Genomic DNA, 23,734 nt, shown 5'->3' on the forward strand with positions numbered 1-23,734 from the left:
CTCCCCTCAGACACTTGGGGCCATTTCGAGACGGTGGGCGGTGGCGTGGCGGCGCGATAACGCCAATACGCACACCAGCGAGACCGCCGCGATCAGGCTGTAAAACACCGCCATCGGCCACCATTGGCCCTGGTAGGCATGGGCCAGCCAGGTGCCAATCAATGGCGTCAGACCACCGGCCAGCGCACCGCACACCTGATAGGCCAGGGAAATCGCGGTATAGCGCACACGGGTTTCAAACAGGCCGCTGACAAAGCCGGCGATGACCGCATAAAACGAGGCCATGCACACCACGGCCAGGGCGATGCCGAGGATGATCAACGGCGCCTGGCCGCTGCTCACCAGCACGAACATCGGGTACGGCGAAGCCATCGCCAGTACCGTCATCGCGCAGAGAAACCGCGTGGCGCCGACCTTCTCCGCCACCCAGGCCGCCAGCGGCTGGACACAGAACTGGATGATGGCAACGAAGAACAAACACTCCAGAATCAACGAGCGCGGTAAGCCCAGTTGCTGAGTGCTGTAGGCAATCATGAACGTGTTGGTGAAATACACGCCGGCGATGCCCAGGGTGTTGGCGCCAATGCACAGCAACAACGGGCGCCACGCGGTTTTCAGCACTTCGATCACCGGGGCCTGGTCGGGCTTGATCGCCCGGGCCTTTTGCGCCAGCGCCTGGTCTTCGAGGAACTCAGGGGATTCGTTTACGCCCAGGCGAATCGCCAGGCCCACGATCAGCAGCAAGGCACTGGCCAGGAACGGCAGGCGCCAGCCCCAACTGAGCAGGTCTTCTTCCGGCAAACGCGTCACCGCGCTGAACGCCAGCAGCGACAGGATCAACCCTGCCGGGCTGCCCAGTTGGGCAAAGGACGCGAAGAAGTTCCGCCGCCCTTTGGGCGCATGCTCACCGGCCATCAGCACCGCACCGCCCCACTCGCCACCGACGGCAATACCTTGCACGATGCGCAGCAGGACCAGCATGACCGGCGCCGCGACGCCGATCTGCGCGTAAGTTGGCAGCAGCCCGATACACACGGTGACCACGCCCATCATGACCAGGGTGATCACCAGGGATTTCTTGCGGCCAATGCGGTCGCCGATATGCCCGAACACGATGCCGCCCAACGGCCGCGCGAAAAAGCCCACGGCAAAAGTGCCGAACGCAGCCATGGTGCTGAACAATTTGTCTTCGGAAGGGAAAAACAGCTGACCGAACACCAACGCCGCGGCGGTGGCATAGATGTAGAAGTCGTACCACTCGATCATGGTGCCGATAAAAGCGGCGGCCGCAGCACGGCGAGGCTGGGGCGAAGCGGAAGGCTTCATGGGGCGGGCTCCTTTGGTTATTTTTTTGGCAGGAGAAAGGTCGAACGCATGCGCTCTGATGGCGCTTGTCAGGGGTGATTTATCGTCGCGGGGCTATGATTAGTCAATTTTCTATTTATTATTCCAATTATAAATCCTGCTTATTATTGAGCCGCGCCATGTCCGAACCCCGTCGCGATATTCACCCCCTGCTCAACGACCGCCTGGACTGGAACCTGCTGCGCACCTTCCGCGTGATCGGCCAGGAACTGAGCATCAGCCGCGCCGCCGCCCGCCTGCATTTGACCCAACCGGCGATCAGCCAGGCCCTCAAGCGCCTGGAAGAACAACTCGACTGCCAACTCATCGCCCGCCGTGGCCCGCGCTTCGTACTGACCGAGGCCGGTGAACAGATCTTCGCCATTGCCGGCGAGATGTACGGCCAGGTCTCGCAGATGAGCAACGCCCTGCAGAAACCTGGCGATGAAGTGATCGGCAAGGTGCGTTTGCTGATGATCAGTCGGATCAACTCGGACCTTTTCGATGAGTTTCTCGCGGACTTTCATCGTGAACATCCACGGGTCGACCTGGAAGTCGAGGTGATGCGCAGCTCCGACATCGTCGCCGCCCTGCTGGAAAAAACCGCCACCCTGGGCCTGAGCCTCAACCGTCGACCACAGCCACGGCTGGAGCAGCATCTGTTCCTGCGCCAGCGCTACGCGTTCTTTTGCGGACAGCACCATGCCCTGTTCGGACGCAGCGGATTGGCAGAGGGGGATTTGCAGTCGGAGAACTTCGTGAGTTTCACCAGTGATCAAATCGGCGGGATGCTATCGCCGCTGACGATCTTTCGTGATCAGCAGGGCTTCAGCGGGCGGATCGTGGCGTCGTCGTCCAGCCTGGAAGAGGTACGCCGCCTGGTGATCGCCGGGTTTGGTTTGGGCTGCCTGCCGGTTCACGTGGTGGCGGAAGATGTGAAGAACGGGCTGCTGTGGCGGCTGCCGCCGGATGAGGGGATTGCCGATGTGGATATCCACTTGCTGTGGCATCGGGAGCAGAAGATGAGTCGAGCGGAAAGGGTGTTCATTGAGTCGCTGTTGGGGCGGTTGGCGAGTGCAGCAGACGATGCCGGCTCACCGGGTTCAAGCTATTAACGTCCGTTCGACGCGGCTGGCCATGTTCTGCAAATCCTCGAATGTGTTTCTCCCGATCAACATGAAGCCGTGGGACAGGCTGGCCCAATACACCACATTCATGCCTCGGCGCTGCTCGGTAGCGACGGGCTGCGCGCCCTTTTGGCTGGCGGTGATACACAGTGCCAATGGACCATGGCGCGGATCCAGGTAGGTCAATTGGCCGATCACTACGCCTTCATAGTCGAGGATCTGCGCACGCCGGAACTCGGCGCCGGGCAGAGTTACCGCCTCTGGAGATAACGGCAGCCCCAATTGTGCCCCCACGCCATTGAGTTGGGCGATGTGAGAGGCGCGATCAGCGCTGAGGTTTTCCAGGGTCTGCGGTGTGTACAGGGCCATGTATTCGGCAACCGAGGCACGCCAGCCTTGAGCGGATTGCGCGCGAGGCCAACTGATGAACAGGCGGTCGGCAACTGCGCCTGCCACGGCAAAACCGGCGGCTACGGCCAGGAAGCGACGTCGACTCAGCGCTGGGGCTTGTGCCGCTGGCAAGGCGTTGAGCATTGCCTGCATCCGCGCGGTAGGTGCTTGACCCAGCACCGAGTCGAAGGCGGCCTTGAAGGGTAAGTCAGCGCACTGCAAAGCCTCCAGGCGTGCGGCCAGCACCGGGTCCGTGCGGACCTGATCGGCGATGAACGCCCGCTGCTCCACCTCCAGCTCGCCATCCAGATAAGCCACCAACCACTCATCGGACGGTACGTTAGTCTGAGTCATCGCCGTTCTCCGCTGGATTTATCCTGCTGGGCCGTAGAGGGTGTGGTCTGCACCAGTTTCAAGCGGGCGGCGGCCAACCGGCTCATCACAGTCCCGACGGGAATATGCAGCACCTCGGCAATTTCCTTGTAGGAAAGCCCTTCGACGTACGCCAGAAACACTGTTTCCCGCTGTGCTTCAGGCAACCCGTTAACGAGCTTGATCACTTGCGCGGCCAATACCTGATCCTGAGCCTGGCTCTCGCCATCGAAGGACAACGCCTGTTCCCCCTCGACAAACCCCTGCCCCTGGCGTACCCGTTGCGAACGCACCTCGTTGAGCCAGATGGAATGCATGATCGACAGCAGCCAGCGGTCCAGGCGCGTGCCGGCCGCGAACTGCCCGGCACGCTCCAATGCTCGCACACAGGTCGCCTGCACCAAGTCTTCGGCCAGATGCTTTTGCCGCGACAACACCAACCCATATCGCCATAAACGCGGCAACAACAGGCCCAGCTCGCGACGAAACTCAGCCTCTCTGGTGATGGCTGCCCCCTGTCGGTTCACTCATCGGTTTCAAGCCTGTGGCGCGGCGGCGATAGCTTCGGCGAGGTCTTGGTACTCTTCGCAGGTGGTGCTGCACAAGGCTTTGATTTTCACCAGTTGCTCTTGCGCCAGGTCGACGCGCCCTTTGATCACATAGGCCTCGCCCAGGTACTCGCGAACCTGCGCGTAGTTGGGGTCGAGCGCGACGGACTTCAGGTAATAACCGATGCCTTCATCGGTGCGCCCCAGTTTGCGCGTGGCATAGCCGCGATAGTTGAGAGCCTTGGCGGTGTTCGGGTTTTGCAGGGTATCGAGCAATGCCAGGGCTTCGTCGTAGCGCCCATCTTTGGCCAGGCGGTAGGCGTAATCGGTACGGTCGGCGTCCGAAGTGGCTTTGCTGGTTTGCAGCACGCATTTTCCGCTCTTGGTATCCCAGACCTGGCCTTTCGGGCAGTTAGGCTTGGGCGGGGCCGATTCGTCACCGGAGGCGTGAGCTGGGCCTGCGAGTAAAGCGGCGGCCAGGCAAGCACTGAAGAACAGCGCGGTGCGGTAAGTGACGGGGTGTTCGTGGCGGTTTTTCATGGTTGTCATGCTCCGTAACGATGGGGAGGTGCAACAGCGAACATCACTTTTGAAGCGCATTACCTGACCCGGGCAACATACGGCGCAGCGTGTTGTCGCCGACGACAACGTGATGCCAGAGCGCAGCCGCGGCATGCAGGCCCGCCAGCAGGATGATCGCCCATGCCACATTGTCATGCAGACCACCCAGGGCGCCCCTCCATTCGTGATCAATCACAACGGGAGCAGGAATGGGGAACAGCCCGAAGAAATTGAACGGCTCGCCTTGAGCCCAGCGAAACATAAAGCCCAGGACGATCTGCGCCAACAGCAACAGGTACAGGCAACCATGCGCCATTTTCGCCAGCAGGTTAAGCGCCCGGGGACTGTCGGACTTCGGATGATGACCCGCAATCAATCGCCAGGCGATCCGCACGACAATCAACAGCGCCATCGCAATGCCGAGCGAGATATGCAGCGATTGCAGGCCCTTGCGCAGCGGCGTGCCCTTCTCCAGGTTTTCCCAGAGATGGGCACTGGCAAACATGAAGATCACCACGGCAGCGGTGAGCCAGTGGAAGATGCGGGTCCAACGGTCGTAGCGGTCGGTCGGTATGTTCATGGGCATTCCCTGATGGTGTGAGTAGTGAACACCGCAGCGGGGAAAGTTATTCGGTGAGGCGCAAAAAAAATAGATGTGCTTCAGCCGTTGCCAAGCGAATACCCGGAAACGAAAAAGCCCCGTAGCTTATTCAGCTACGGGGCTTTTTCTATGTAATGGCGGAGAGATAGGGATTCGAACCCTAGGTACCGGTGAAGGTACAACGGATTTCGAATCCGTCCCATTCGGCCACTCTGGCATCTCTCCAACGGCGCGCATCATAACAGCCTGTTTCGTGGAAGCAAAGCTCGAATAGAGATTTTTTTCCGTGCTATCAGATGCTTGCGTCGATTACAGCGGTACGCCGAGACGATGGGCGACTTCTTCGTAGGCTTCGATCACATCACCGAGGCCCTGGCGGAAGCGGTCTTTGTCCATCTTCTTCTTGGTGTCCTTGTCCCACAGGCGGCAGCCGTCCGGGCTGAATTCGTCGCCCAGGACGATAGAGCCGTCGTGGAACACACCGAATTCCAGCTTGAAGTCCACCAGCAACAGGCCCGCGTCGTCGAACAGCTTGCTCAGCACGTCGTTGACCTTGAGGGACAACTCCTTCATGCGCGCCAGTTGCTCAGCGGTGCCCCAACCGAACGCCACGACGTGGGATTCGTTGATGAACGGGTCGCCCTTGGCGTCGTCCTTCAGGAACAGCTCGAACGTGTAAGGGTTGAGCTTGAGGCCCTCTTCCACGCCCAGGCGCTTGACCAGGCTGCCGGCGGCGTAGTTACGCACGACGCATTCCACCGGGATCATGTCCAGCTTCTTGACCAGGCACTCGTTGTCGCTCAGCAGTTTGTCGAATTGGGTCGGGATGCCGGCCGCTTCGAGTTTCTGCATGATGAAGGCGTTGAACTTGTTGTTCACCATGCCCTTGCGATCCAGTTGCTCGATGCGCTTGCCGTCGAACGCCGAGGTGTCGTTGCGAAACAGCAGGATCAGGCGGTTGGCGTCGTCGGTCTTGTACACCGACTTGGCTTTGCCGCGGTAGAGTTCTTCACGTTTTTCCATGATGGGCTCCGCTTTGAGTGAGGTGGGCTAGGCGATGTGTCGCCAGTCGAGCCCTGAATCTTGATCGGCCAGTTGCAGCCAGTCCGGGTCGCACCCAAGGGTGTCGACAAAACATTGCCGGGCAAGCGTCGGCAGGTTGTTCTTGCTGCTCAAGTGGGCCAGGACCAGGTGTTGCAGGTCTTGCCAGCCCAACTCGTACACCAGGTACGCCGCCTGGTGGTTGTTCAAATGTCCCAGTTCGCCACCCACCCGCTGCTTGAGAAAGTACGGATAGTGACCGCGAGCCAGCAGGTCTCGGCAGTGGTTGGACTCGATCATCAAGGCATCGAGGTTCCGGTAACCGTCCAGCACCTTGGCACAGTAGGAGCCCAGGTCGGTGAGCACGCCGAAGCGCCGCTCCCCATCACTGAATACATACTGCGTAGGTTCCTGGGCGTCGTGCGCCACGGCAATCACATTGATGCTCAACGCGCCAATCTGCAGTTGCTCGCCACCCGCCAGGAAACCTGCGGGTTCAACGGGTTTGCGCATCCCGCGCAACGTACCGCGACTGAGGTACACCGGAAGATTGTAGCGCCGAGACAGCAAACCCACGCCATGCACGTGGTCGGCATGTTCGTGGGTCACCAGGATCGCGCTCAGCTGCGAGGGGTGAACCCCAAGGCGCAGCAGGCGCCGCTCGGTTTCCCGCAAGGAGAAACCACAATCAACCAGCACGTACGTGTCGTCGTGGGCGACCAGCGTACCGTTCCCTTGGCTACCGCTGCCGAGAACGGCAAAACGCACCGGATCAGCCCAGGTTGTCTTGAATCACGCCCAACACTTTGCGCGCTGTTTCAGCGGGCGCAACGGTGTTGATGTTTTTCTCGACGGTGACTTGTACGGTTTCGCCAACCTTGCTCAGGCGAACCTGATAACGCTCGGCGCGGGTTTCGATCTCTTCCTTGGTCGGCTTGCTGCCGAACAACTTGCCGAAGAAACCAGGCTCGTCGTCTTTCTTCTCGGCTTTTTCAGCCACGTTGATGTAGTACAGGCCGAGGCTGCGGTTGATGTCTTCAACGCGCCAAGGGCCTTGTTCCAAAGCACGACCCACACTGGCCCAGGCACGGTCCAGGTCTTCACCCAGGTTCAGCACCACGTTGCCGCTGCCGTCCTCGGTGAGACTGACGCGGCTAGGGGTGTCGTAATCACGCGCCGCGAGCAGAGAAACGGAACCGCCCTTCTCGGAAATACGGCTCATGCTGGCCAGCATCTCGTCGACCAAGGCGGCATCGACGCCGGTGTTGACCGAGCGGTTGGTGAACTCGACGTTGGACGTGCTGCCGGCAGGACGCTCGGCGCTGACCACATAGACTTCACTGGTATTGCGCTGTACGCCAGGCTCGATGCGCACACGCACACGGGCTTCGCTGTCAGCCGCGACGCCACCGGCCTGCAGGCGCTTGGCCATGTTGGCGGACAGCTCGCTGCCTTGCTGCCATGCGGTGGTGAACTCACCGGTCTGCGGGCGCTGCTCGTCGATGCGGAAACCGTTGTCCTGGAAGAACTGCACGGCCACCGGCCAGACTTCGGCAGGTGGGCGCTGCGCCACGATCCAACGCGAGTCACCGCTCTTCTGCAAGCTGTAGTCGCTGGCATCCGCCACGGCCGAGATCGGCTGTGGACGTGGCACTACGTACTCACCCTTAGTGGTGTCGTCGGCCACGTTACGCGGGATCGGCAGCAACGGGTCAAGGCGCTTGGCAACATTGACGTCCGGTGGCAATTGCATCGGTTTGGTTGCTTGTGCTTCCAGGTAATCGCTGCCGCGGTCACGGAAGTAGCCTTCCGGGCCCCAGATCCAACCGCAGCCACTGGTGCTGGAGATAATCAAGGCAAGTGCGGAAAGTCCGGCCAATCGCTTCATGCGTAGTGCTTCCTCAATTAAACCAGGACGCCGGACTGGCGCAGGGCCTGTCGCAGCGGTTCGTGAAAGGCTTCGCTCAGACGGGTGAGCGGCAGACGGATACCGTCCGGCATCATGCCCATCTCGAACAGCGCCCATTTCACGGGAATAGGGTTGGATTCGATAAACAGTGTCTTGTTGAGTGGCATCAGCTTCTCGTGGATCGCACGGGCAGTCACGGCATCGCCAGCAAGGGCGGCTGCGCACATGTCGCTCATGGCGCGGGGGGCCACGTTGGCGGTCACGGAAATGTTGCCCTTGCCGCCCAGCAGGATCAGCTCGACTGCAGTGGCGTCGTCACCGGAATACACCAGGAAGTCGCTGCGCACGCCGGCCAGGATGTCCTTGGCACGTTGCAGGTCGCCGGTGGCTTCCTTGATGCCGATGATGTTCGGCACGGTGGACAGGCGGATCACGGTCTCAGCCTTCATGTCGCACGCGGTGCGGCCCGGTACGTTGTAGAGGATCTGCGGAATATCGACGGCTTCGGCAATGGTGCGGAAGTGCTGGTACAGGCCTTCCTGGGTCGGCCTGTTGTAGTACGGGGTCACCAGCAGGCAGGCATCTGCGCCGGCTTTCTTGGCGTTCCTGGTCAGCTCGATGGCTTCACGCGTCGAGTTGGCGCCCGTACCGGCGATCACGGCGATACGGCCCGCGACACGCTTGACCACGAATTCGATCACCTGGATGTGTTCTTCCACATCGAGGGTGGCCGATTCACCCGTGGTGCCGACCGCCACGATGGCGTTGGTGCCTTCTTGCAGGTGGAAGTCCACCAGTTTGCCAAGGCTGTCCCAGTCGAGATGACCTTGTGCATCCATGGGTGTGACCAGTGCCACCATACTGCCCGCAATCATGCAACCGCTCCTGCCGGAAAAAGAGAGCCGTAATGGTACTGGCGCCAAGATGCTTGTACAAGCGAAGTACCGCCTGAGGATGCGTTCTGGATCAACTAAACGACGGGCAATGCCATCATTGCGCGAAAGTGGAGGTCGCGGTGGGGTAAAAACCCGCCGATCACGCAATGAAAACGCCACCTCCTATCCCTTGGCGACGCTTTTCGCTACCCTTCATGCTTTGATCGATACAGCCCTCACCGTATCGACCGCTCATCGTTTTAGGAAGGCTGCATGTCCACCCCCACAGTTCGCGAACAATTCCTTGTTATCAGTGCCCTCGGCGCCAACCCCATGGAGCTGACCAACGTCCTGTGCCGCGCCAGCCATGAAAACCGCTGCGCCGTCGTGACCTCGCGCCTGACCCGCCATGGCGAGTGCAGTGCGCTGGTGTTGCAGATCTCCGGCACCTGGGACGCCCTGGCGCGCCTTGAGACTGGCCTGCCGGGCCTGGCCAAGAAGCACGACTTCACCGTCAACGTGGTGCGCAGCGCCGCCCTGGAGAACCGTCCCCAGGCCCTGCCTTATGTCGCGTATGTCAGCTCGGCCTATCGCTCGGACATCGTCAATGAGCTGTGCCAGTTCTTTATCGACCATAACGTCGAACTGGAGAACCTGACCTGCGACACGTACCAGGCCCCGCAAACCGGCGGCACCATGCTCAATGCCACCTTCACCGTGACCTTGCCGGCCGGCGTGCAGATCAGCTGGTTGCGCGACCAGTTCCTGGACTTCGCCGATGCCTTGAACCTTGACGCGCTGATCGAGCCTTGGCGCCCACAGAACCCAATGTAAGGAACCCTCCATGGCGGTAGTCATCGACAAACCCGTAGCCGATTTCGAAGCCCCGGCCACCAGCGGCCAGACCTTCAGCATCAAAGCCCTCAAGGGCAAGCAAGTGGTGATCTACTTCTACCCGAAGGACAGCACCCCGGGCTGCACCACTGAAGGCCAGGGTTTCCGTGACCAGTACGCAGCGTTCAAGGCCGCCAACACCGAGGTGTTTGGCGTGTCGCGCGACAGCGTGAAGTCCCACGAGAACTTCAAGGGCAAGCAGGCATTCCCCTTTGAGCTGATCAGCGACAAGGACGAGGCGGTTTGCCAACTGTTCGATGTCATCAAGCTGAAGAAGCTATACGGCAAGGAATACCTGGGTGTGGATCGCAGCACGTTCCTGATCGATAGCGAAGGAGTACTGCGTCAGGAATGGCGCGGCGTGAAAGTGCCGGGGCATGTGGACGCTGTGTTGGCGGCGGCGCAGGCTTTGAACAAGGCCTGATCAGCAGCGCGAGCCACTGTAACGAGGGCGCTTGCTCCCGCTGGGCTGCGAAGCAGCTCCGATAAAAAGGCAGCAAGCGCCCTCGTCACAATTCGCCCTGCCGCTATAACAAAGGCGCCACCACCGGCTCCTGCCGCGGCCACGCGTCCAGCACCGCCTTGAACAGCGTTGCCAGGGGAATCGCAAAGAACACCCCCCAAAATCCCCACAACCCGCCGAACAACAATACCGCGCAGATGATTGCCACCGGGTGCAGGTTGACGGCTTCGGAGAACAGCAGCGGCACCAGCACGTTGCCGTCCAGGGTCTGGATAATCCCGTACACCGCCATCAGGTAGATGAACTGGTCGCTCCAGCCCCACTGGAACAGGGCGATCAATGTGACCGGTACCGTCACCACCACGGCGCCGACATACGGTACCACCACGGAAATGCCGACCAGCAAGGCCAACAGCGCTGCGTAGTTCAAGTCCAGGGCGATAAAGGCGATGTAGGTCACGCCCCCACAGATAATGATCTCAATGACCTTGCCCCGAATGTAGTTGGCAATCTGCCGGTTCATCTCCTCAGCCACCCGGGTAATCAGCGCCCGCTCGCGCGGCAGGTAGCCACTGACCCAGCGACCGATCATTGCGCGGTCTTTAAGGAAGAAGAACACCAGGATCGGCACCAGCACCAGGTAGATCATGATATTGACCAGCAGCGGCAGGCTGGACAGGGAAAAAGTAAGCGCCCATTGGCCGAATTTTCCGATCTCGCCACGGGCCACTTCGATGGCCTGTAGCACCTGCTCGTCCGATACCAGGTGCGGATAGCGCTCCGGCAACAGCAGCAACAGTGACTGCCATTTGGCGAGCATGCCCGGCAGCTCGTTGAACAGGGTGATCAATTGGTGCCACAACAGCGGTACCACGATCACGATAAAGACCAGCAGCAACCCCATGAACAAGGCAAACACCAAGCCCACCGCCGCCGCGCCCGGCAAGCGCAGACGCTCCAGGGTGGTAACCAGGCCTTGCATCAGGTAGGCCAGCACCATCCCCGCCAGCACCGGCGCGAGCATGCCGCCCAAGGTGAGTACGGCGGTGAACGCGAGGAAGAGCAGGACCGCCAGCACCACGGCTTCTTCATCGGAAAAGTAACGCTGAATCCAGTCTCGTAACACCTTGAACATCAATCAACCTCAGACAATGGGGGGCAAACGGCTCAGGCCTTGCGCAACCAGTAACAGTAGACGCCGGCTGCATCTTCTTCATGCAACAACGTGTGGCCTGCCAGTTTGGCAAAGGTGCGAAAGTCACGCTGGGAACCTGCGTCCGTGGCGATCACCTTGAGTATTGCGCCACTGGCCAAACGATTGAGTTCCAACTTGGCCTTGAGCAAGGGCAACGGGCAATTGAGGCCGCTGGCATCGAGTTCGGCATCAAAGGCTACAGCGTCGGTCATGGTTTTACTCCGGGCAGCGTTCGGGGTGCTTAGAATATCTGGTCCGAAGCTCAGTGTCCGGCTACAGTAAGCTCTTTGTCCAAAGGCTCTGTGCATGACTTTCTTGCGCCCCACCCTGCTGACGCTGGCTTGCCTGCTGGCCTCTCCAGGCTTCGCTGACGACCTGCCGTCACTTGGCGACGCCAGCTCTGCCATTGTCTCGCCACAACAGGAATACCAACTGGGTCGTGCCTGGCTGGCTTACCTGCGCGGCCAGGTCTCACAGCTTAACGACCCGCAGCTCAAGGATTACGTCGAAACCAGCGTGTACAAGCTGGTGGAGACCAGCCAGGTCAATGACCGGCGCCTGGAGTTCATCCTGATCGACAGCCCGCAGCTCAACGCCTTTGCCGCACCTGGCGGCATTGTGGGGGTCAACGGCGGCCTGTTCCTGAATGCGCAGACCGAAGGTGAGTACGCTTCAGTGCTGGCTCACGAATTGGCTCACTTGTCGCAACGCCATTTCGCCCGAGGCGTGGAAGCACAGCAACGCATGCAGATCCCGATGATGGCCGCCTTGCTTGGCGGCATCATTGCTGCAGCCGCAGGTGCCGGCGATGCCGGTATTGCCGCGATCGCCGGCACCCAGGCCGCTGCGATCCAGGAGCAACGAAGGTTCTCTCGCCAGAATGAGCAAGAGGCCGACCGTATCGGCATCCTCAACCTTGAAAAAGCCGGTTACGACCCGCGCTCCATGCCGACCATGTTCGAGCGCCTGATGCGCCAATACCGCTTCGACGCCAAGCCCCCTGAATTCCTGCTGACTCACCCGGTAACCGAATCGCGGATCGCCGACACCCGCAACCGCGCGGAGCAAGCCAAGCCCGGTGGCAAGGAAGACAGTCTGCGCTATCAGTTGATTCGCGCACGGGTGCAGTTGCAATACGAAGACACGCCTGGGCTGGCCGCCAAGCGCTTTCAGGCACAGTTGGACGAGAACCCGAAGAACGATGTGGCGCGCTATGGCCTGGCCATTGCCCAGATCAAGGGCACCCAGCTCAAGCAAGCCAGGGAAAACCTGGCCCCGTTGCTGGCCAAGGCCCCCAACGACATCACCTACAACCTCGCGCAAATCGAGCTGGACATCACCAGCAATCACTTGCCGGATGCCCAGCAACGGACCGACCGGATGCTTACCCAGTACCCCGGCAACTATCCGCTGAACCAGGTGCGGGTTGACTTGCTGCTCAAGCAGAACCGCACCGCCGATGCAGAAAAAGCCCTGGACGGCTTGCTCAAGTCCCGCCCGGACGATCCGGACGTGTGGTATCAGGTCGCGGAGACGCGCGGCTTGTCCGGCAACATCATCGGCCTGCATCAGGCTCGCGCCGAGTACTTTGCACTGGTGGGCGATTTCCAGCAGGCGATCCAGCAGCTGGACTTTGCCAAGCGCCGCGCCGGCAACAACTTCCCCCTGTCATCCCGCATCGATGCACGCCAGCGCGAGCTGATCGAACAGGAACGCCTGGTCAAAGGGATGATGAGTTAAACCCATCACCCACAAAAAAGCCCCGCCTTCGCTGAACGAAGGCGGGGCTTTTTTATTGGGCTGTGTTACTCAGCCAGCTTGAAGGTAATGAAGCTGGCACGGCCCTGACGCAATACCCGCATCGATACCGTACGGTTCTTCGGCAGCGCCTTGGCGATGTCGGTGAACTGCTTGGTGTTGTCGATCGCCTGATTGTTCAGGTGAGTAATCACGTCACCTGGCTGCAGGCCAATCAACGCCGCAGGGCCGTCCTGGACTTCCTTGATCACCACGCCGCTTTTCAGGTCGAAGGTCTTTTTCTGCTCATCGGTCAGCTCGGCCACGGCAATACCCAGGCGATTGCTGCTGCGTTCGGCGCCCGGCTTGGTGTTACCCAGGGCGTCGAGGGTCGCGCCTTCTTCAGGGATCGCGCCAACGGTCAGTTCAACGTTCTGGCGCTTGCCTTCACGGATCACTTCCAGCTTGGCCTTGCTACCTGCCTTGAGTGCGCCCACCAGGTGCGGCAGGTCTGCCGACATGATGATCGGCTGGCCATTCATGCTCAGGATCACGTCGCCCACTTGCAGGCCGCCTTTGGCAGCAGGGCCGTCATCCTGGATCTGCGCGACCAGGGCACCCGCCGGTTTGTCGAGGCCGAAGGATTCAGCCAGGTCTTTGTTCACTTCCTGAATCACTACGCCCAACCAGCCACGGCTGACCTTGCCACCGCTTTTCAGCTGGTTGGAAACATCCATGGCCACGTCGATCGGGATGGCGAACGACACGCCCATGAACCCACCGGAACGGGTGTAGATCTGCGAGTTGATCCCCACCACTTCGCCGTTCAGGTTGAACAGTGGACCACCGGAGTTGCCCGGGTTGATCGGCACGTCGGTCTGGATGAACGGTACATAGTTTTCGTTCGGCAGGCTGCGACCGATGGCGCTGACAATACCCTGGGTCACCGTATGGTCAAAGCCAAACGGCGAACCGATTGCCACTACCCATTGCCCTGCCTTCAGGTCCTGGGACTTGCCCAGTTTCAGCACCGGCAGGTCCTTGCCATCGATTTTCAGCAAGGCCACGTCGGAACGAGGATCGGTGCCGACCAGCTTGGCTTTCAACTCACTGCGGTCGGCCAGGCGCACCAGAATCTCGTCAGCGTCGGCAATCACATGGTTGTTGGTGAGGATGTAGCCATCCGGCGAAATGATGAAGCCAGAGCCCAGGGATTGCGCTTCACGCTGACCGCCACCACGGGGGGATCGCTGTTGCGGCGGCATGCCACGCTCGAAGAACTCGCGCAGCATCGGCGGCAAGCCCTCCAGGTCGGGCATCTGCTGGTTCGAGACTTTGCGATCCGGCAATTTCTGCGTGGTACTGATATTCACCACGGCAGGCGAGGCTTGCTCAACCAGTTGAGTGAAGTCAGGCAGCTCGACCGCTTGCGCGGACACGGCCTGACCCAGCACCAATACCGTGGCGACTATGGATAGGTAAGACTTCAAACGTGGTATCGACATACAGCTCCCGTTACGACGAGCAGGGTTGAGCGACAGGGTTCAAAAAACGCCGGAAACTGCGACCGACATCTTTGTTCCGCGAACAAAACAAGGCCAGAGCCGACATGCCCTGACCTATAAAAAACATGAGGGATTTTTGCAAGTGAAAATGCTGATCCGGACATTTCATGTCTCTCGGCAACCAACCTGGCAGGGACTTAGAGTGAAAGGTCAGGATGAACATAAGATTAACGACTCACGGCTTGGTCACTGGCTTTTTATCACCGCGTACCGACAGCGCGATGCGCTCGGCAGTGCCAATCGGGATTTCGCCGACGACCGTCACCATCATTTCTCCCTCCACCGTGTTCAGGCGGCGAGACACAGCAACCGTAGGGCCTAGCTGTGTACGAGTTTCCGACACGCTTACGTCGCTGATCGGCTCAAGAAACACCGAAAAACGCGCCAGCCCATCTTCGTACATCAGGCTATCGACGGTTGCTTTGGTCTGGGTGTCTTTACGGGTACTGCGACTGGTCAACTGAAATCCGGGAGGCAGCCATTCAAGGTGCCAGGCCTCCGTAGCCTCGACTTCAGGCGCCTTGCTGTTGACGACTGCAATAGGCGTGCATTCGCTGCTGGGCTGCAAGTCACGGTCATCTGGCAGGACCGCAGTGTTCAGTCGCGTGAACTGGAAGCGCTCGAGTAATTGACCCTGGTCATTGAGCAGCAGGGACTTGAGCGGCAAGGCAGTCTCACGGTCCAGATGCAACTCGAACCCATAACGGTATTGGTCGCGCGGGGTGATCGACACAATCACTGCATTACGACCGGCCACGCGAGATTTGCCGATAACGGCCAGTTCGTAGAATTGAGTGAGTTTTTGCGGATCAAGCGTACGCGAAGGCGCGTCACGCGAATTACCAAGACCTGCGACCAATGTGCCACTGACGCACTGTGTCCGGCCATCTACGCGCACGACTTCCTGAGCCGAACCGTCAAGCTGCAAAAGCCGCTCACGGACTTGGCCATCCTGGACACGATGCCAGATGTCATGGGTAGAGAAACTGCCGTTACGCTCGTAGACGAACGTCCCTTGAAAGCTTTGCTGCTGCTCTGCACGCCCAAGTCGAGTCAGCCAGTCTTGGGCTTCATCGGCGTGGGCGGGGAGTGCAAACCAGCCACTAAGCAAAAGCGTAAGGAGCGGTATGGCGCGCATAGGGCTCCTTAACGGTTCAGCGGTTTTCCAGGCTTGCTGCGCGAGCGTATGGCAAAGCGCTTTCAGTGCCTTTCAAGGCCGATTCCTGGGCGTGTTGGCGCAGGTAGCCTGGAAGACGCTGGTCCTGCCAGCCGGATTGCCCTTGAAGAACGCCATTGGCCATTGGGCCAGTGGTTTCGGAGCTTTCCTTGTAGCCGGCCAGTACAGCTGGGCCCTTGACTTGGGGACCGGCCATGACCGGCTGCTGGGTCTGCTGGGCCAGTTCGGCACCGGCGATCTCGTCCTGGTTGTACAGGCGAACACCGGCCAATACGGCAACAGTCACCGAAGCAGCCACTGCCAGACGACCCAGGCTACGCCACGGTCCACGCGCAGCTTTTGCCGGAACGGCTTCATCAGCCAGTGCAGCAGAAACGGCCGCAGCAATATCCAGACGAGGGATTAGGAGATCCTTGTGCATCACCGCCCGAGCAACTTGGTAACGAGACCAGGTGTCACGGGTTTCGGCATCATCAAATGCGTTGAGCACTCGACGAAGTTCCAGTTCATCCGCTTCGTTATCCATCACTGCGGACAGCGATTCCTGCAGGGCATCACGACTCATGGCGGTTCCTCTCTTGGCTGTCGCCGCTGTCTTTAGTTTTCCTGCAACAACGGTTGCAAGGCTTTATCGATGGCTTCCCGGGCCCGGAAAATCCGTGACCTTACAGTCCCCACCGGACACTGCATGACGCTCGCAATGTCTTCGTAACTCAGACCATCGAATTCACGTAAAGTTAACGCCGTACGCAAATCTTCTGGCAGTTGCTGAATTGTGCGATGAACGGTTCCTTCGATCTCGTCGCGCAGCAATGCACGCTCCGGCGACTCGAGATCTTTGAGGCCGTGATCACCATCGTAAAATTCTGCATCTTCTGAACTTACATCACTATCCGGTGGGCGGCGTCCGCGAGACACCAGATAGTTCTTCGCCGTGTTGATGGCGATGCGATATAGCCACGTGTAAAACGCACTATCACCGCGAAAATTGCCCAGTGCACGGTATGCCTTGATAAAGGCTTCCTGTGCAACGTCCTGCGCTTCATGGGTGTCGTGCACAAACCGCACGATCAACCCGAGAATTTTGTGCTGGTATTTCAGCACTAGCAGATCAAAAGCTCGCTTGTCGCCGCGTTGAACGCGCTCGACCAGCTGCTGATCCTCTTCCTGGGTTAGCATGAACACTCCTCGTTGTACTTGAAGGAGGCTTGCATAACTAAACGATCAGGCTTGCAAACATAGACTAGGACTTTTCGCAAAAGTTCTCCCCCTCCAAGCAAGTTTCCGGCATGCACTGATTTGGCACACACGAAAAACGCAGTACGGGCAACGCCGACTGCGCGAATAATCTTGTCGTCGGTTTTCTGACGCGTCCAATGCTCCCGACGGGCCAATAAACTCAACGTTTTCCCAGCTTCCGGGCAACCTGCTATTGAGTCGGAGCTTATGCAAAAAGTTCCCGTTTCAATAACTGGCCGATTTTACCCTGGCTGTGCACCGTAATCTCACATTGCCACGAATGCGCGGCTATTGTGCCGCTCCCCCCCTCTATATACTAGTAGCCCGTGTGCCCCTTTGATTCGCCGATCCAGGCGTCCTGTTTGCGCCAATCCTTCGGATCGCTTTTTGCGGAATCCTTCCAATGAGCCAACAGTTTCAACACGATGTCCTGGTGATCGGTAGCGGCGCGGCCGGCCTGAGCCTTGCACTGACCCTCCCCAGCCACCTGCGCATTGCCGTACTGAGCAAAGGCGACCTGGCCAACGGCTCGACATTCTGGGCCCAGGGCGGTGTCGCCGCGGTATTGGACGACACCGACACAGTGCAATCCCACGTCGAAGACACCCTCAACGCGGGCGCCGGCTTGTGCAACGAAGACGCGGTGCGGTTCACCGTCGAGCACAGCCGCGAAGCGATCCAATGGCTGATCGACCAGGGCGTGCCGTTCACCCGCGATGAACACGCGGGGAGCGACGACGGTGGTTTCGAATTCCACCTGACCCGCGAAGGCGGCCACAGCCATCGACGCATCATTCATGCGGCCGATGCCACCGGCGCTGCAATCTTCAAGACCCTGCTCGACCAGGCCCGCCAACGCCCCAACATCGAATTGCTCGAGCAACGCGTCGCCGTCGACCTGATCACCGAAAAACGCCTGGGCCTGGAAGGCGAACGCTGCCTCGGCGCCTACGTACTCAACCGCACCAGCGGCGAAGTCGATACCTACGGCGCGCGTTTCACCATCCTCGCCTCGGGTGGCGCGGCCAAGGTATACCTCTATACCAGCAACCCCGACGGGGCCTGCGGCGATGGCATTGCCATGGCCTGGCGCTCAGGCTGCCGGGTGGCCAACCTGGAATTCAACCAGTTCCACCCCACCTGCCTGTATCACCCGCAGGCCAAGAGTTTCCTGATCACCGAGGCTCTGCGCGGCGAAGGCGCCCACCTGAAACTGCCGAATGGCGAGCGCTTCATGCAACGCTTTGACCCGCGCGCCGAGCTGGCGCCGCGGGATATCGTCGCCCGCGCCATCGACCATGAAATGAAGCGCCTGGGCATCGACTGCGTCTATCTCGATATCAGCCACAAGCCCGAAGCCTTCATCAAGACCCACTTCCCAACGGTCTACGAGCGCTGCCTGGCCTTCAACATCGACATCACCAAGGGCCCGATCCCGGTAGTGCCGGCCGCGCACTACACCTGCGGCGGCGTGGTGGTCGACCAACATGGCCGCACCGACGTACCTGGCTTGTACGCGATCGGCGAAACCAGCTTCACCGGCCTGCACGGCGCCAACCGCATGGCCAGCAACTCGCTGCTCGAATGCTTCGTCTACGCACGCTCGGCCGCGGCGGACATTCTGGACCAACTGCCGCGCATTCCTGTGCCCGCCGCCCTGCCCCGTTGGGACGCCAGCCAGGTTACCGATTCGGATGAAGACGTGATCATCGCCCACAACTGGGACGAGCTGCGGCGCTTCATGTGGGACTACGTGGGGATCGTGCGCACCAACAAGCGCCTGCAAAGGGCTCAACACCGGGTGCGCCTGCTGCTGGATGAGATCGATGAGTTCTACAGCAACTATAAGGTCAGCCGTGACCTGATCGAATTGCGCAACCTGGCCCAGGTTGCGGAACTGATGATCCGCTCGGCCATGGAACGCAAGGAAAGCCGGGGCCTGCACTACACCCTCGACTACCCACAGATGCTGCCCGAGGCCCGCGACACTATCCTGGTGCCAACCACCTACGGCGGCTGAATTTCAAGCGAACGCGCAGGCGCCGGTGCACATCGGCGCCCTGCGAATCCCTCGGCACGCAGGTCGAACGGACTCGCCACTCCCCCTGCACGCGATAGCGCAACACCACGATCAGCGGTAAGGCCAGGCTGTCCGGGCGCAACTGTACGCTGTGCCAGCCTCGCGCCGCGCTCCACAACTGCCAGCCGTCTTCGTCGCGGCGCAGGCCACGAATCGACGAACGGTGTGTCAGCAGGATATGGCGCGGCACAACCCAAGCCCCATGCGCCAGGCACAGCAAGCCAGCCAGGCTGGAGAACGGTAGGTCGATAACGAGCAAGGCACCCAACGCGAACAGCTGGGCCAGGAGATACACCGCCAGCATCAGCCGTGAGGCCTGCCAGCGGCATTCAAAGCGATTACTTGGGCTGGACACGGTCCAGGATCATCCGAACCATGCGTTGCAGTTCCGGGTCTTCGGACTCTGCGCGCTCCATGAACCAGCCGAACATGTCCTGGTCTTCGCATTCCAGCAGCCGCACGTAACAGGCGCGATCCACCTCGTTGAGAGTGGCGTAAACCTCTTTGACGAATGGCACCAGCAACACATCCAGTTCAAGCATGCCGCGGCGGCTGTGCCAGTAGAGGCGATTGAGTTCTACATCTTCGACCATGGAGCGCTCCTCAAATAGAGCGCAAGTATACAGGCCCGACGGCACCGGAACAGTCGGCTTTGGTCGCCCTTACAGAAACTATCCATTTGCCGGGCGCCCCTCTATGATGCACCCATGACTTTTTGACCTGCGATGACCCATGGCTGACTCTGCTTTTTTCTGCCCCCTGTCCCACGAAGGCGTTCTCGCCGTCCGCGGCTCCGACGCTGCCAAGTTCCTGCAGGGACAACTGACCTGCAACCTCAATTACCTGAGCGACACCCAGGCCAGCCTCGGCGCGCGCTGCACCCAAAAAGGGCGCATGCAGTCGAGCTTCCGCATCCTGTTGCAAGGTGACGGGGTGTTGCTGGCCATGGCGACCGAGCTGCTGGAGCCGCAACTGGCGGACTTGAAAAAGTACGCGGTGTTCTCAAAATCCAAGCTCACCGACGAAAGTGCCGCCTGGGTACGGTTCGGCCTGTCGGATGCAGACGCGGCCCTCGCCAGCCTGGGCCTGGTGCTGCCCACCGAGACCGATAGCGTGGCGCGTACCGAAGCGCTGATCGCCATTCGCGTCTCACCCGGCCGCGCTGAGCTCTGGGTACCTGCCGAGCAGGCAGAAGCCGTGCGCAGCCAATTGAGCGCTCAATTGAAAGAATCAGCCTTGAATGAATGGCTGCTGGGCCAGGTCCGCGCCGGTATCGGCCAGGTGATGGCGCAAACCCGCGAACTGTTCATTCCACAGATGCTCAATCTGCAAGCCGTTGGCGGCGTCAGCTTCAAGAAAGGCTGCTACACCGGCCAGGAAATCGTCGCGCGCATGCAGTACCTGGGCAAGCTCAAGCGCCGCCTGTACCGCCTGAGCCTGGATGCCGCTGAACTGCCCGAGCCAGGCACTCCACTGTTTGCCCCCAGCCACACCAGTGCGATCGGCGAAGTGGTAATCGCAGCAAAAGCACACCAGGGGATTGAACTTCTGGCCGTGTTGCAAGCCGAAGCAGCCGAGAGTGGCGATGTTCATGTAGGCACACTGGAAGGCCCCGGTTTGCAACTGCTTGATCTGCCTTACCTACTCGACCGGGATCGAGAGATCCAGCGCTGATCGCCGTACCCTTTTGCAACACCCTAGAGAGCATGAATGAACAAGCTGGAGGAAAAAGTCCAACAGGCTTTGGTGAAGGCCATCGACAACGATGACCTGGTTCTGCCGACATTACCGGAAGTGGCCCTGAACATTCGTCAGGCCGCTGAAGACCCGGAAATCAGCATCAGCCACTTGAGCAAGGTGATCGGTCGCGACACCGCGCTGTCGGCACGCCTGATCAAAGTGGTCAACAGCCCGCTGCTGCGCGCGACCCAGGAAGTGACCGACCTTCACACAGCCATCACTCGGCTGGGCACCAACTACAGCAGCAACCTGGCTATCGGCCTGGTGATGGAACAGATCTTCCACGCCCGCTCCGATGTGGTTGAACAGAAAATGCGCGACGTATGGCGCCGCAGCCTGGAAGTGGCCGGTGTCAGCTATGCCTTGTGCCGCAACCACAGCCAGCTCAAGCCAGACCAGGCGGCCTTGGGTGGCCTGGTCCACCAGATCGGCGTGCTGCCGATCCTGACCTACGCCGAAGACCACTACGAGTTGCTCTCAGACCCGGTCAGCCTTAACCACGTGATTGACAGCATCCACCCGCAACTGGGGGACAAACTCCTCGGTCGGTGGGACTTCCCGGAGATGCTGGCAAAACTGCCCGGCCAATACCTGGACCTGGAGCGCGACTCTGCCCACCTCGATTACGTCGACATCGTCCAAGTCGCGGTGCTGTACTGCTACCGCGGTACCGATCATCCCCTGGCCGACGTTCCCATCTCCAGCGTACCGGCGATGAAAAAGCTGCAAGTCGATCCTTACAGCGATGCCTTGCGCGCCGAGCTCGATGAAGCGCGCTCGATGTTTGATTGATCAACCGGCGATAAAACTCACCCGCACCTTCAACCCTGCCTGCTCCCCGTCGTGCAAACTGATCTGCGCCAGGTGCGCCCGACAGATCTCGCCGACAATCGCCAGCCCCAGGCCGGACCCCATGCCCTGTTGGCTACGTCGATAGAAGCGTTCGAACACCCGATCCCGTTCATCCAGCGGGATGCCAGGGCCATCGTCTTCCACTTCCAGTACCGCCGGCGCCGTGACCCGCAGGATCACATTGCCGCCGGGAGGCGTATGGGCCAGGGCGTTATCCACCAGGTTGCTGAGCAGCTCATTGAGCAACGTCGGTTCACCGCGCAACCACACCGGCTCATCCGCCTCCAAGGCCAATGCAACCCCACGCGCATGGGCCAACGGCGCCATCGCCATACCCAGTTCACGGGCCAATTGGCTGAGGTCCAGCAACTGCGCGCCGCCTTCGGCAATCGCCCGCGCGCCGTTTTCAATACGGGCCAACGACAGCAATTGATTGGCCAGATGGGTCAGGCGGTCGGTGCCTTGGGCCGCGCTTTCCAGAGTGCTACGCCAGGTCGCAGGGGCGTCGCTGCGCAGGCCCAGTTCAAGGCGGGCCTTGAGCGCCGCCAAAGGGGTCCGCAGTTCATGGGCGGCGTCGGCAATAAACTGCGCCTGGCGCTCGAACTGCCCGCGCAAGCGTTCGGTGAAATGGTTGAGCGAGCGCACCAGCGGGCCAAACTCAAGCTGCACTTCCACCAACGGTAACGGCCGCAAATCATCGGGCTGGCGCTCTTCCACGGCCGTACGCAGGCGCTCCAACGGGCGCAGCGCCGCACTCACGGCAAACCACACCAGTAGCAACGCGCCAATGCCGAGCATGCCCAGGCGCAGCAAGGTGTCGGCCATCAGGCTGCGGGCCATGCTGACCCGGGCTTCATCGGTCTCGGCCACGCGAATTTCCGCCATGCCGTTCATGTTCGGCTCGGAGACAGCCTTGAGCAGGCTGACCACACGCACGGGCTGGCCCTGGTACGTGGCGTTATAGAAGCGCGCCAACGCCGGGTAATCGTCGGTACGCGGCGTGCCGGGTGGCGGGCCGGGGAGGTTTTCATAACCGGAGATCAGCTTCTGGTCGATGTCATTGACCTGGTAATAGATGCGACCGGCGCTGTCGTAGGCAAAGGTGTCCAGGGCCACATACGGCACATTGGCGCTGAGGGTGCCATCCACCTGGGTCAAGCCGGCGGCAATGGTGCGTGCCGAGGCCAGCAGCGTGCGGTCATAGGCGGTGTCGGCGGCTTCGCGACCGTTCCAGTAGGCACTCATGCCGCTGGCGAGCATCAACAGCACCATGAGCAGTGCCAGGTTCCACAGCAACCGCCAGCGCAGGCTGCTGGGCTTATGCATCGCGGGCTTCCAGCAGGTAGCCCAAGCCACGGAAGGTCACGATGGCGATGGGTTGGCCATCGAGTTTCTTGCGCAGGCGGTGTACGTAGATTTCGATGGCATCGGGGCTGGCCTCTTCGTCGAGGCCAAAAACCTGGGAGGCCAGTTGTTCCTTGCTCATGACTCGGCCGGGCCGCGCGATCAGCGCTTCAAGCACCGCTTGCTCGCGGGAGGTCAACGTCATCAGCTCGCCGCCTACCGTGAAGCGGCGGGTGTCGAGGTCATAGACCAGCACACCGCAGGTTTGCTGACGCTCGCCGCCCAGGACGCTGCGCCGCAACAACGCCTTGACCCGCGCTTCCAGCTCCGTCAGCTCAAATGGCTTGGCCAGATAATCATCGGCCCCCAGGTTCAGGCCATGCACGCGGTCCTTCACGTCACTGCGCGCAGTCAGCATCAACACCGGCAGATTTTTCCCACGCGCCCGCAAGCGCGCCAGCACCTCAAAACCGTCCATGCGCGGAAGGCCGACATCAAGGATGGCCACTGCGTATTCCTCACTGCTCAAGGCCAGGTCCGCAGCCACCCCATCGTGCAGCACATCGACAGTCAACCCCGTGCTCTTGAGCGCTTGGGCGACACTTTCGGCCAGTTGCAGATGGTCTTCAACCAGGAGGACACGCATGGATTTCTACCTCGTTCGGGGGTGGTCGGCGCCA

Annotated in this window: 26 protein-coding genes and 1 tRNA gene; 7 read left to right on the forward strand and 20 right to left on the reverse strand. The window is 60.5% G+C overall.

Annotation, left to right across the window (positions count from 1 at the left end):
• Positions 1 to 6: 6 nt before the first annotated feature.
• Positions 7 to 1,326 carry an MFS transporter gene (locus A7317_RS07155; protein WP_024074009.1) on the reverse strand — a complete coding sequence of 440 codons (1,320 nt, stop codon included), beginning with the start codon at positions 1,324 to 1,326 and terminating at the stop codon, positions 7 to 9.
• Positions 1,327 to 1,484: 158 nt separating this feature from the next.
• Here A7317_RS07155 and A7317_RS07160 point away from each other — a divergent pair, with 158 nt between their 5' ends.
• The gene (locus tag A7317_RS07160; protein WP_069075459.1) at positions 1,485 to 2,459 is read left to right on the forward strand and encodes a LysR family transcriptional regulator; all 975 of its coding nucleotides are present in this window, start codon (positions 1,485 to 1,487) and stop codon (positions 2,457 to 2,459) included.
• Here the strand turns inward: A7317_RS07160 and A7317_RS07165 are convergent.
• The 9 genes from A7317_RS07165 to dapA form a co-directional block, all read right to left on the reverse strand.
• Positions 2,448 to 3,215: an anti-sigma factor family protein gene (locus A7317_RS07165; protein ID WP_069075460.1), complete on the reverse strand. Its 768-nt coding sequence runs from the start codon at positions 3,213 to 3,215 to the stop codon at positions 2,448 to 2,450. The two genes, A7317_RS07160 and A7317_RS07165, sit on opposite strands and share 12 nt — an antisense overlap.
• Positions 3,212 to 3,709 (reverse strand): RNA polymerase sigma factor, encoded by a 498-nt coding sequence (locus A7317_RS07170; RefSeq protein WP_041161116.1) that lies wholly within the window; start codon positions 3,707 to 3,709, stop codon positions 3,212 to 3,214. Before A7317_RS07170 ends, A7317_RS07165 begins: the two co-directional genes overlap by 4 nt.
• A gap of 60 nt (positions 3,710 to 3,769) precedes the next feature.
• A complete protein-coding gene (locus A7317_RS07175; protein ID WP_024074005.1) occupies positions 3,770 to 4,321 on the reverse strand; it encodes a tetratricopeptide repeat protein in 552 nt (183 codons plus the stop codon).
• 43 nt (positions 4,322 to 4,364) lie between these two features.
• Positions 4,365 to 4,922 (reverse strand): cytochrome b, encoded by a 558-nt coding sequence (locus A7317_RS07180; protein ID WP_069075461.1) that lies wholly within the window; start codon positions 4,920 to 4,922, stop codon positions 4,365 to 4,367.
• A gap of 156 nt (positions 4,923 to 5,078) precedes the next feature.
• Positions 5,079 to 5,168 (reverse strand) — tRNA-Ser (locus A7317_RS07185).
• 84 nt (positions 5,169 to 5,252) lie between these two features.
• Positions 5,253 to 5,966 (reverse strand): phosphoribosylaminoimidazolesuccinocarboxamide synthase, encoded by a 714-nt coding sequence (gene purC, locus A7317_RS07190; RefSeq protein WP_024074003.1) that lies wholly within the window; start codon positions 5,964 to 5,966, stop codon positions 5,253 to 5,255.
• Positions 5,967 to 5,993: 27 nt separating this feature from the next.
• On the reverse strand, positions 5,994 to 6,752 hold the full coding sequence (locus A7317_RS07195) for an MBL fold metallo-hydrolase (protein ID WP_024074002.1): 759 nt from the start codon (positions 6,750 to 6,752) through the stop codon (positions 5,994 to 5,996).
• A gap of 4 nt (positions 6,753 to 6,756) precedes the next feature.
• Entirely contained in the window at positions 6,757 to 7,872 is a 1,116-nt protein-coding gene (gene bamC, locus A7317_RS07200; protein WP_024074001.1) for an outer membrane protein assembly factor BamC, read from the reverse strand.
• 17 nt (positions 7,873 to 7,889) lie between these two features.
• Positions 7,890 to 8,768, reverse strand: a complete 879-nt coding sequence (gene dapA / locus A7317_RS07205) for a 4-hydroxy-tetrahydrodipicolinate synthase (RefSeq protein ID WP_024074000.1) — start codon at positions 8,766 to 8,768, stop codon at positions 7,890 to 7,892.
• A 273-nt stretch (positions 8,769 to 9,041) separates the two neighbouring features.
• Here dapA and A7317_RS07210 point away from each other — a divergent pair, with 273 nt between their 5' ends.
• Positions 9,042 to 9,602: a glycine cleavage system protein R gene (locus A7317_RS07210; RefSeq protein ID WP_003172487.1), complete on the forward strand. Its 561-nt coding sequence runs from the start codon at positions 9,042 to 9,044 to the stop codon at positions 9,600 to 9,602.
• Between the two features lie 10 nt (positions 9,603 to 9,612).
• Entirely contained in the window at positions 9,613 to 10,086 is a 474-nt protein-coding gene (locus A7317_RS07215; protein ID WP_024073999.1) for a peroxiredoxin, read from the forward strand.
• A 103-nt stretch (positions 10,087 to 10,189) separates the two neighbouring features.
• Here the strand turns inward: A7317_RS07215 and A7317_RS07220 are convergent, their stop codons facing one another.
• Positions 10,190 to 11,260, reverse strand: coding sequence for an AI-2E family transporter (locus tag A7317_RS07220; protein ID WP_024073998.1), 1,071 nt, complete (start codon positions 11,258 to 11,260; stop codon positions 10,190 to 10,192).
• 32 nt (positions 11,261 to 11,292) lie between these two features.
• Positions 11,293 to 11,532, reverse strand: a complete 240-nt coding sequence (locus A7317_RS07225; protein WP_024073997.1) for a sulfurtransferase TusA family protein — start codon at positions 11,530 to 11,532, stop codon at positions 11,293 to 11,295.
• A gap of 94 nt (positions 11,533 to 11,626) precedes the next feature.
• On the opposite strand from A7317_RS07225, the gene A7317_RS07230 reads away from it, so the two are divergent.
• Positions 11,627 to 13,060 (forward strand): M48 family metalloprotease, encoded by a 1,434-nt coding sequence (locus tag A7317_RS07230; RefSeq protein WP_024073996.1) that lies wholly within the window; start codon positions 11,627 to 11,629, stop codon positions 13,058 to 13,060.
• A 65-nt stretch (positions 13,061 to 13,125) separates the two neighbouring features.
• Here the strand turns inward: A7317_RS07230 and A7317_RS07235 are convergent, their stop codons facing one another.
• The 4 genes from A7317_RS07235 to rpoE all read right to left on the reverse strand — a co-directional run bounded on the left by A7317_RS07235 (position 13,126) and on the right by rpoE (position 16,978).
• Positions 13,126 to 14,562 (reverse strand): DegQ family serine endoprotease, encoded by a 1,437-nt coding sequence (locus tag A7317_RS07235; protein ID WP_024073995.1) that lies wholly within the window; start codon positions 14,560 to 14,562, stop codon positions 13,126 to 13,128.
• Positions 14,563 to 14,797: 235 nt separating this feature from the next.
• Complete coding sequence (locus A7317_RS07240; RefSeq protein WP_024073994.1) at positions 14,798 to 15,760, reverse strand: MucB/RseB C-terminal domain-containing protein; 963 nt, start codon at positions 15,758 to 15,760, stop codon at positions 14,798 to 14,800.
• A 16-nt stretch (positions 15,761 to 15,776) separates the two neighbouring features.
• A complete protein-coding gene (locus tag A7317_RS07245) occupies positions 15,777 to 16,364 on the reverse strand; it encodes a sigma-E factor negative regulatory protein (protein WP_024073993.1) in 588 nt (195 codons plus the stop codon).
• Between the two features lie 32 nt (positions 16,365 to 16,396).
• Positions 16,397 to 16,978, reverse strand: coding sequence for an RNA polymerase sigma factor RpoE (rpoE, locus tag A7317_RS07250; RefSeq protein WP_003172477.1), 582 nt, complete (start codon positions 16,976 to 16,978; stop codon positions 16,397 to 16,399).
• 463 nt (positions 16,979 to 17,441) lie between these two features.
• Between rpoE and nadB the strand changes: the two genes are divergently transcribed.
• Complete coding sequence (gene nadB / locus A7317_RS07255; protein WP_024073992.1) at positions 17,442 to 19,058, forward strand: L-aspartate oxidase; 1,617 nt, start codon at positions 17,442 to 17,444, stop codon at positions 19,056 to 19,058.
• Here nadB and A7317_RS07260 read toward each other — a convergent pair.
• Positions 19,027 to 19,473, reverse strand: a complete 447-nt coding sequence (locus A7317_RS07260) for a protein YgfX (protein WP_024073991.1) — start codon at positions 19,471 to 19,473, stop codon at positions 19,027 to 19,029. The genes nadB and A7317_RS07260 overlap by 32 nt on opposite strands.
• Positions 19,457 to 19,711: a succinate dehydrogenase assembly factor 2 gene (locus A7317_RS07265; protein ID WP_069075462.1), complete on the reverse strand. Its 255-nt coding sequence runs from the start codon at positions 19,709 to 19,711 to the stop codon at positions 19,457 to 19,459. Before A7317_RS07265 ends, A7317_RS07260 begins: the two co-directional genes overlap by 17 nt.
• Positions 19,712 to 19,850: 139 nt before the next feature.
• Between A7317_RS07265 and A7317_RS07270 the strand changes: the two genes are divergently transcribed.
• Positions 19,851 to 20,792: a YgfZ/GcvT domain-containing protein gene (locus A7317_RS07270; RefSeq protein WP_069075463.1), complete on the forward strand. Its 942-nt coding sequence runs from the start codon at positions 19,851 to 19,853 to the stop codon at positions 20,790 to 20,792.
• Positions 20,793 to 20,828: 36 nt separating this feature from the next.
• Complete coding sequence (locus A7317_RS07275; RefSeq protein WP_024073988.1) at positions 20,829 to 21,650, forward strand: HDOD domain-containing protein; 822 nt, start codon at positions 20,829 to 20,831, stop codon at positions 21,648 to 21,650.
• On the opposite strand, the gene A7317_RS07280 is transcribed toward A7317_RS07275, so the two are convergent.
• Together A7317_RS07280 and A7317_RS07285 are read right to left on the reverse strand one after the other, a co-directional pair.
• The gene (locus tag A7317_RS07280; protein ID WP_024073987.1) at positions 21,651 to 23,036 is read right to left on the reverse strand and encodes a sensor histidine kinase; all 1,386 of its coding nucleotides are present in this window, start codon (positions 23,034 to 23,036) and stop codon (positions 21,651 to 21,653) included. It abuts the gene before it with no gap.
• Positions 23,029 to 23,700 carry a response regulator gene (locus A7317_RS07285; protein WP_024073986.1) on the reverse strand — a complete coding sequence of 224 codons (672 nt, stop codon included), beginning with the start codon at positions 23,698 to 23,700 and terminating at the stop codon, positions 23,029 to 23,031. Before A7317_RS07285 ends, A7317_RS07280 begins: the two co-directional genes overlap by 8 nt.
• Positions 23,701 to 23,734: the final 34 nt, after the last annotated feature.

The organism is Pseudomonas fluorescens (genome assembly GCF_001708445.1).
Taxonomy (GTDB): domain Bacteria; phylum Pseudomonadota; class Gammaproteobacteria; order Pseudomonadales; family Pseudomonadaceae; genus Aquipseudomonas; species Aquipseudomonas gorinensis.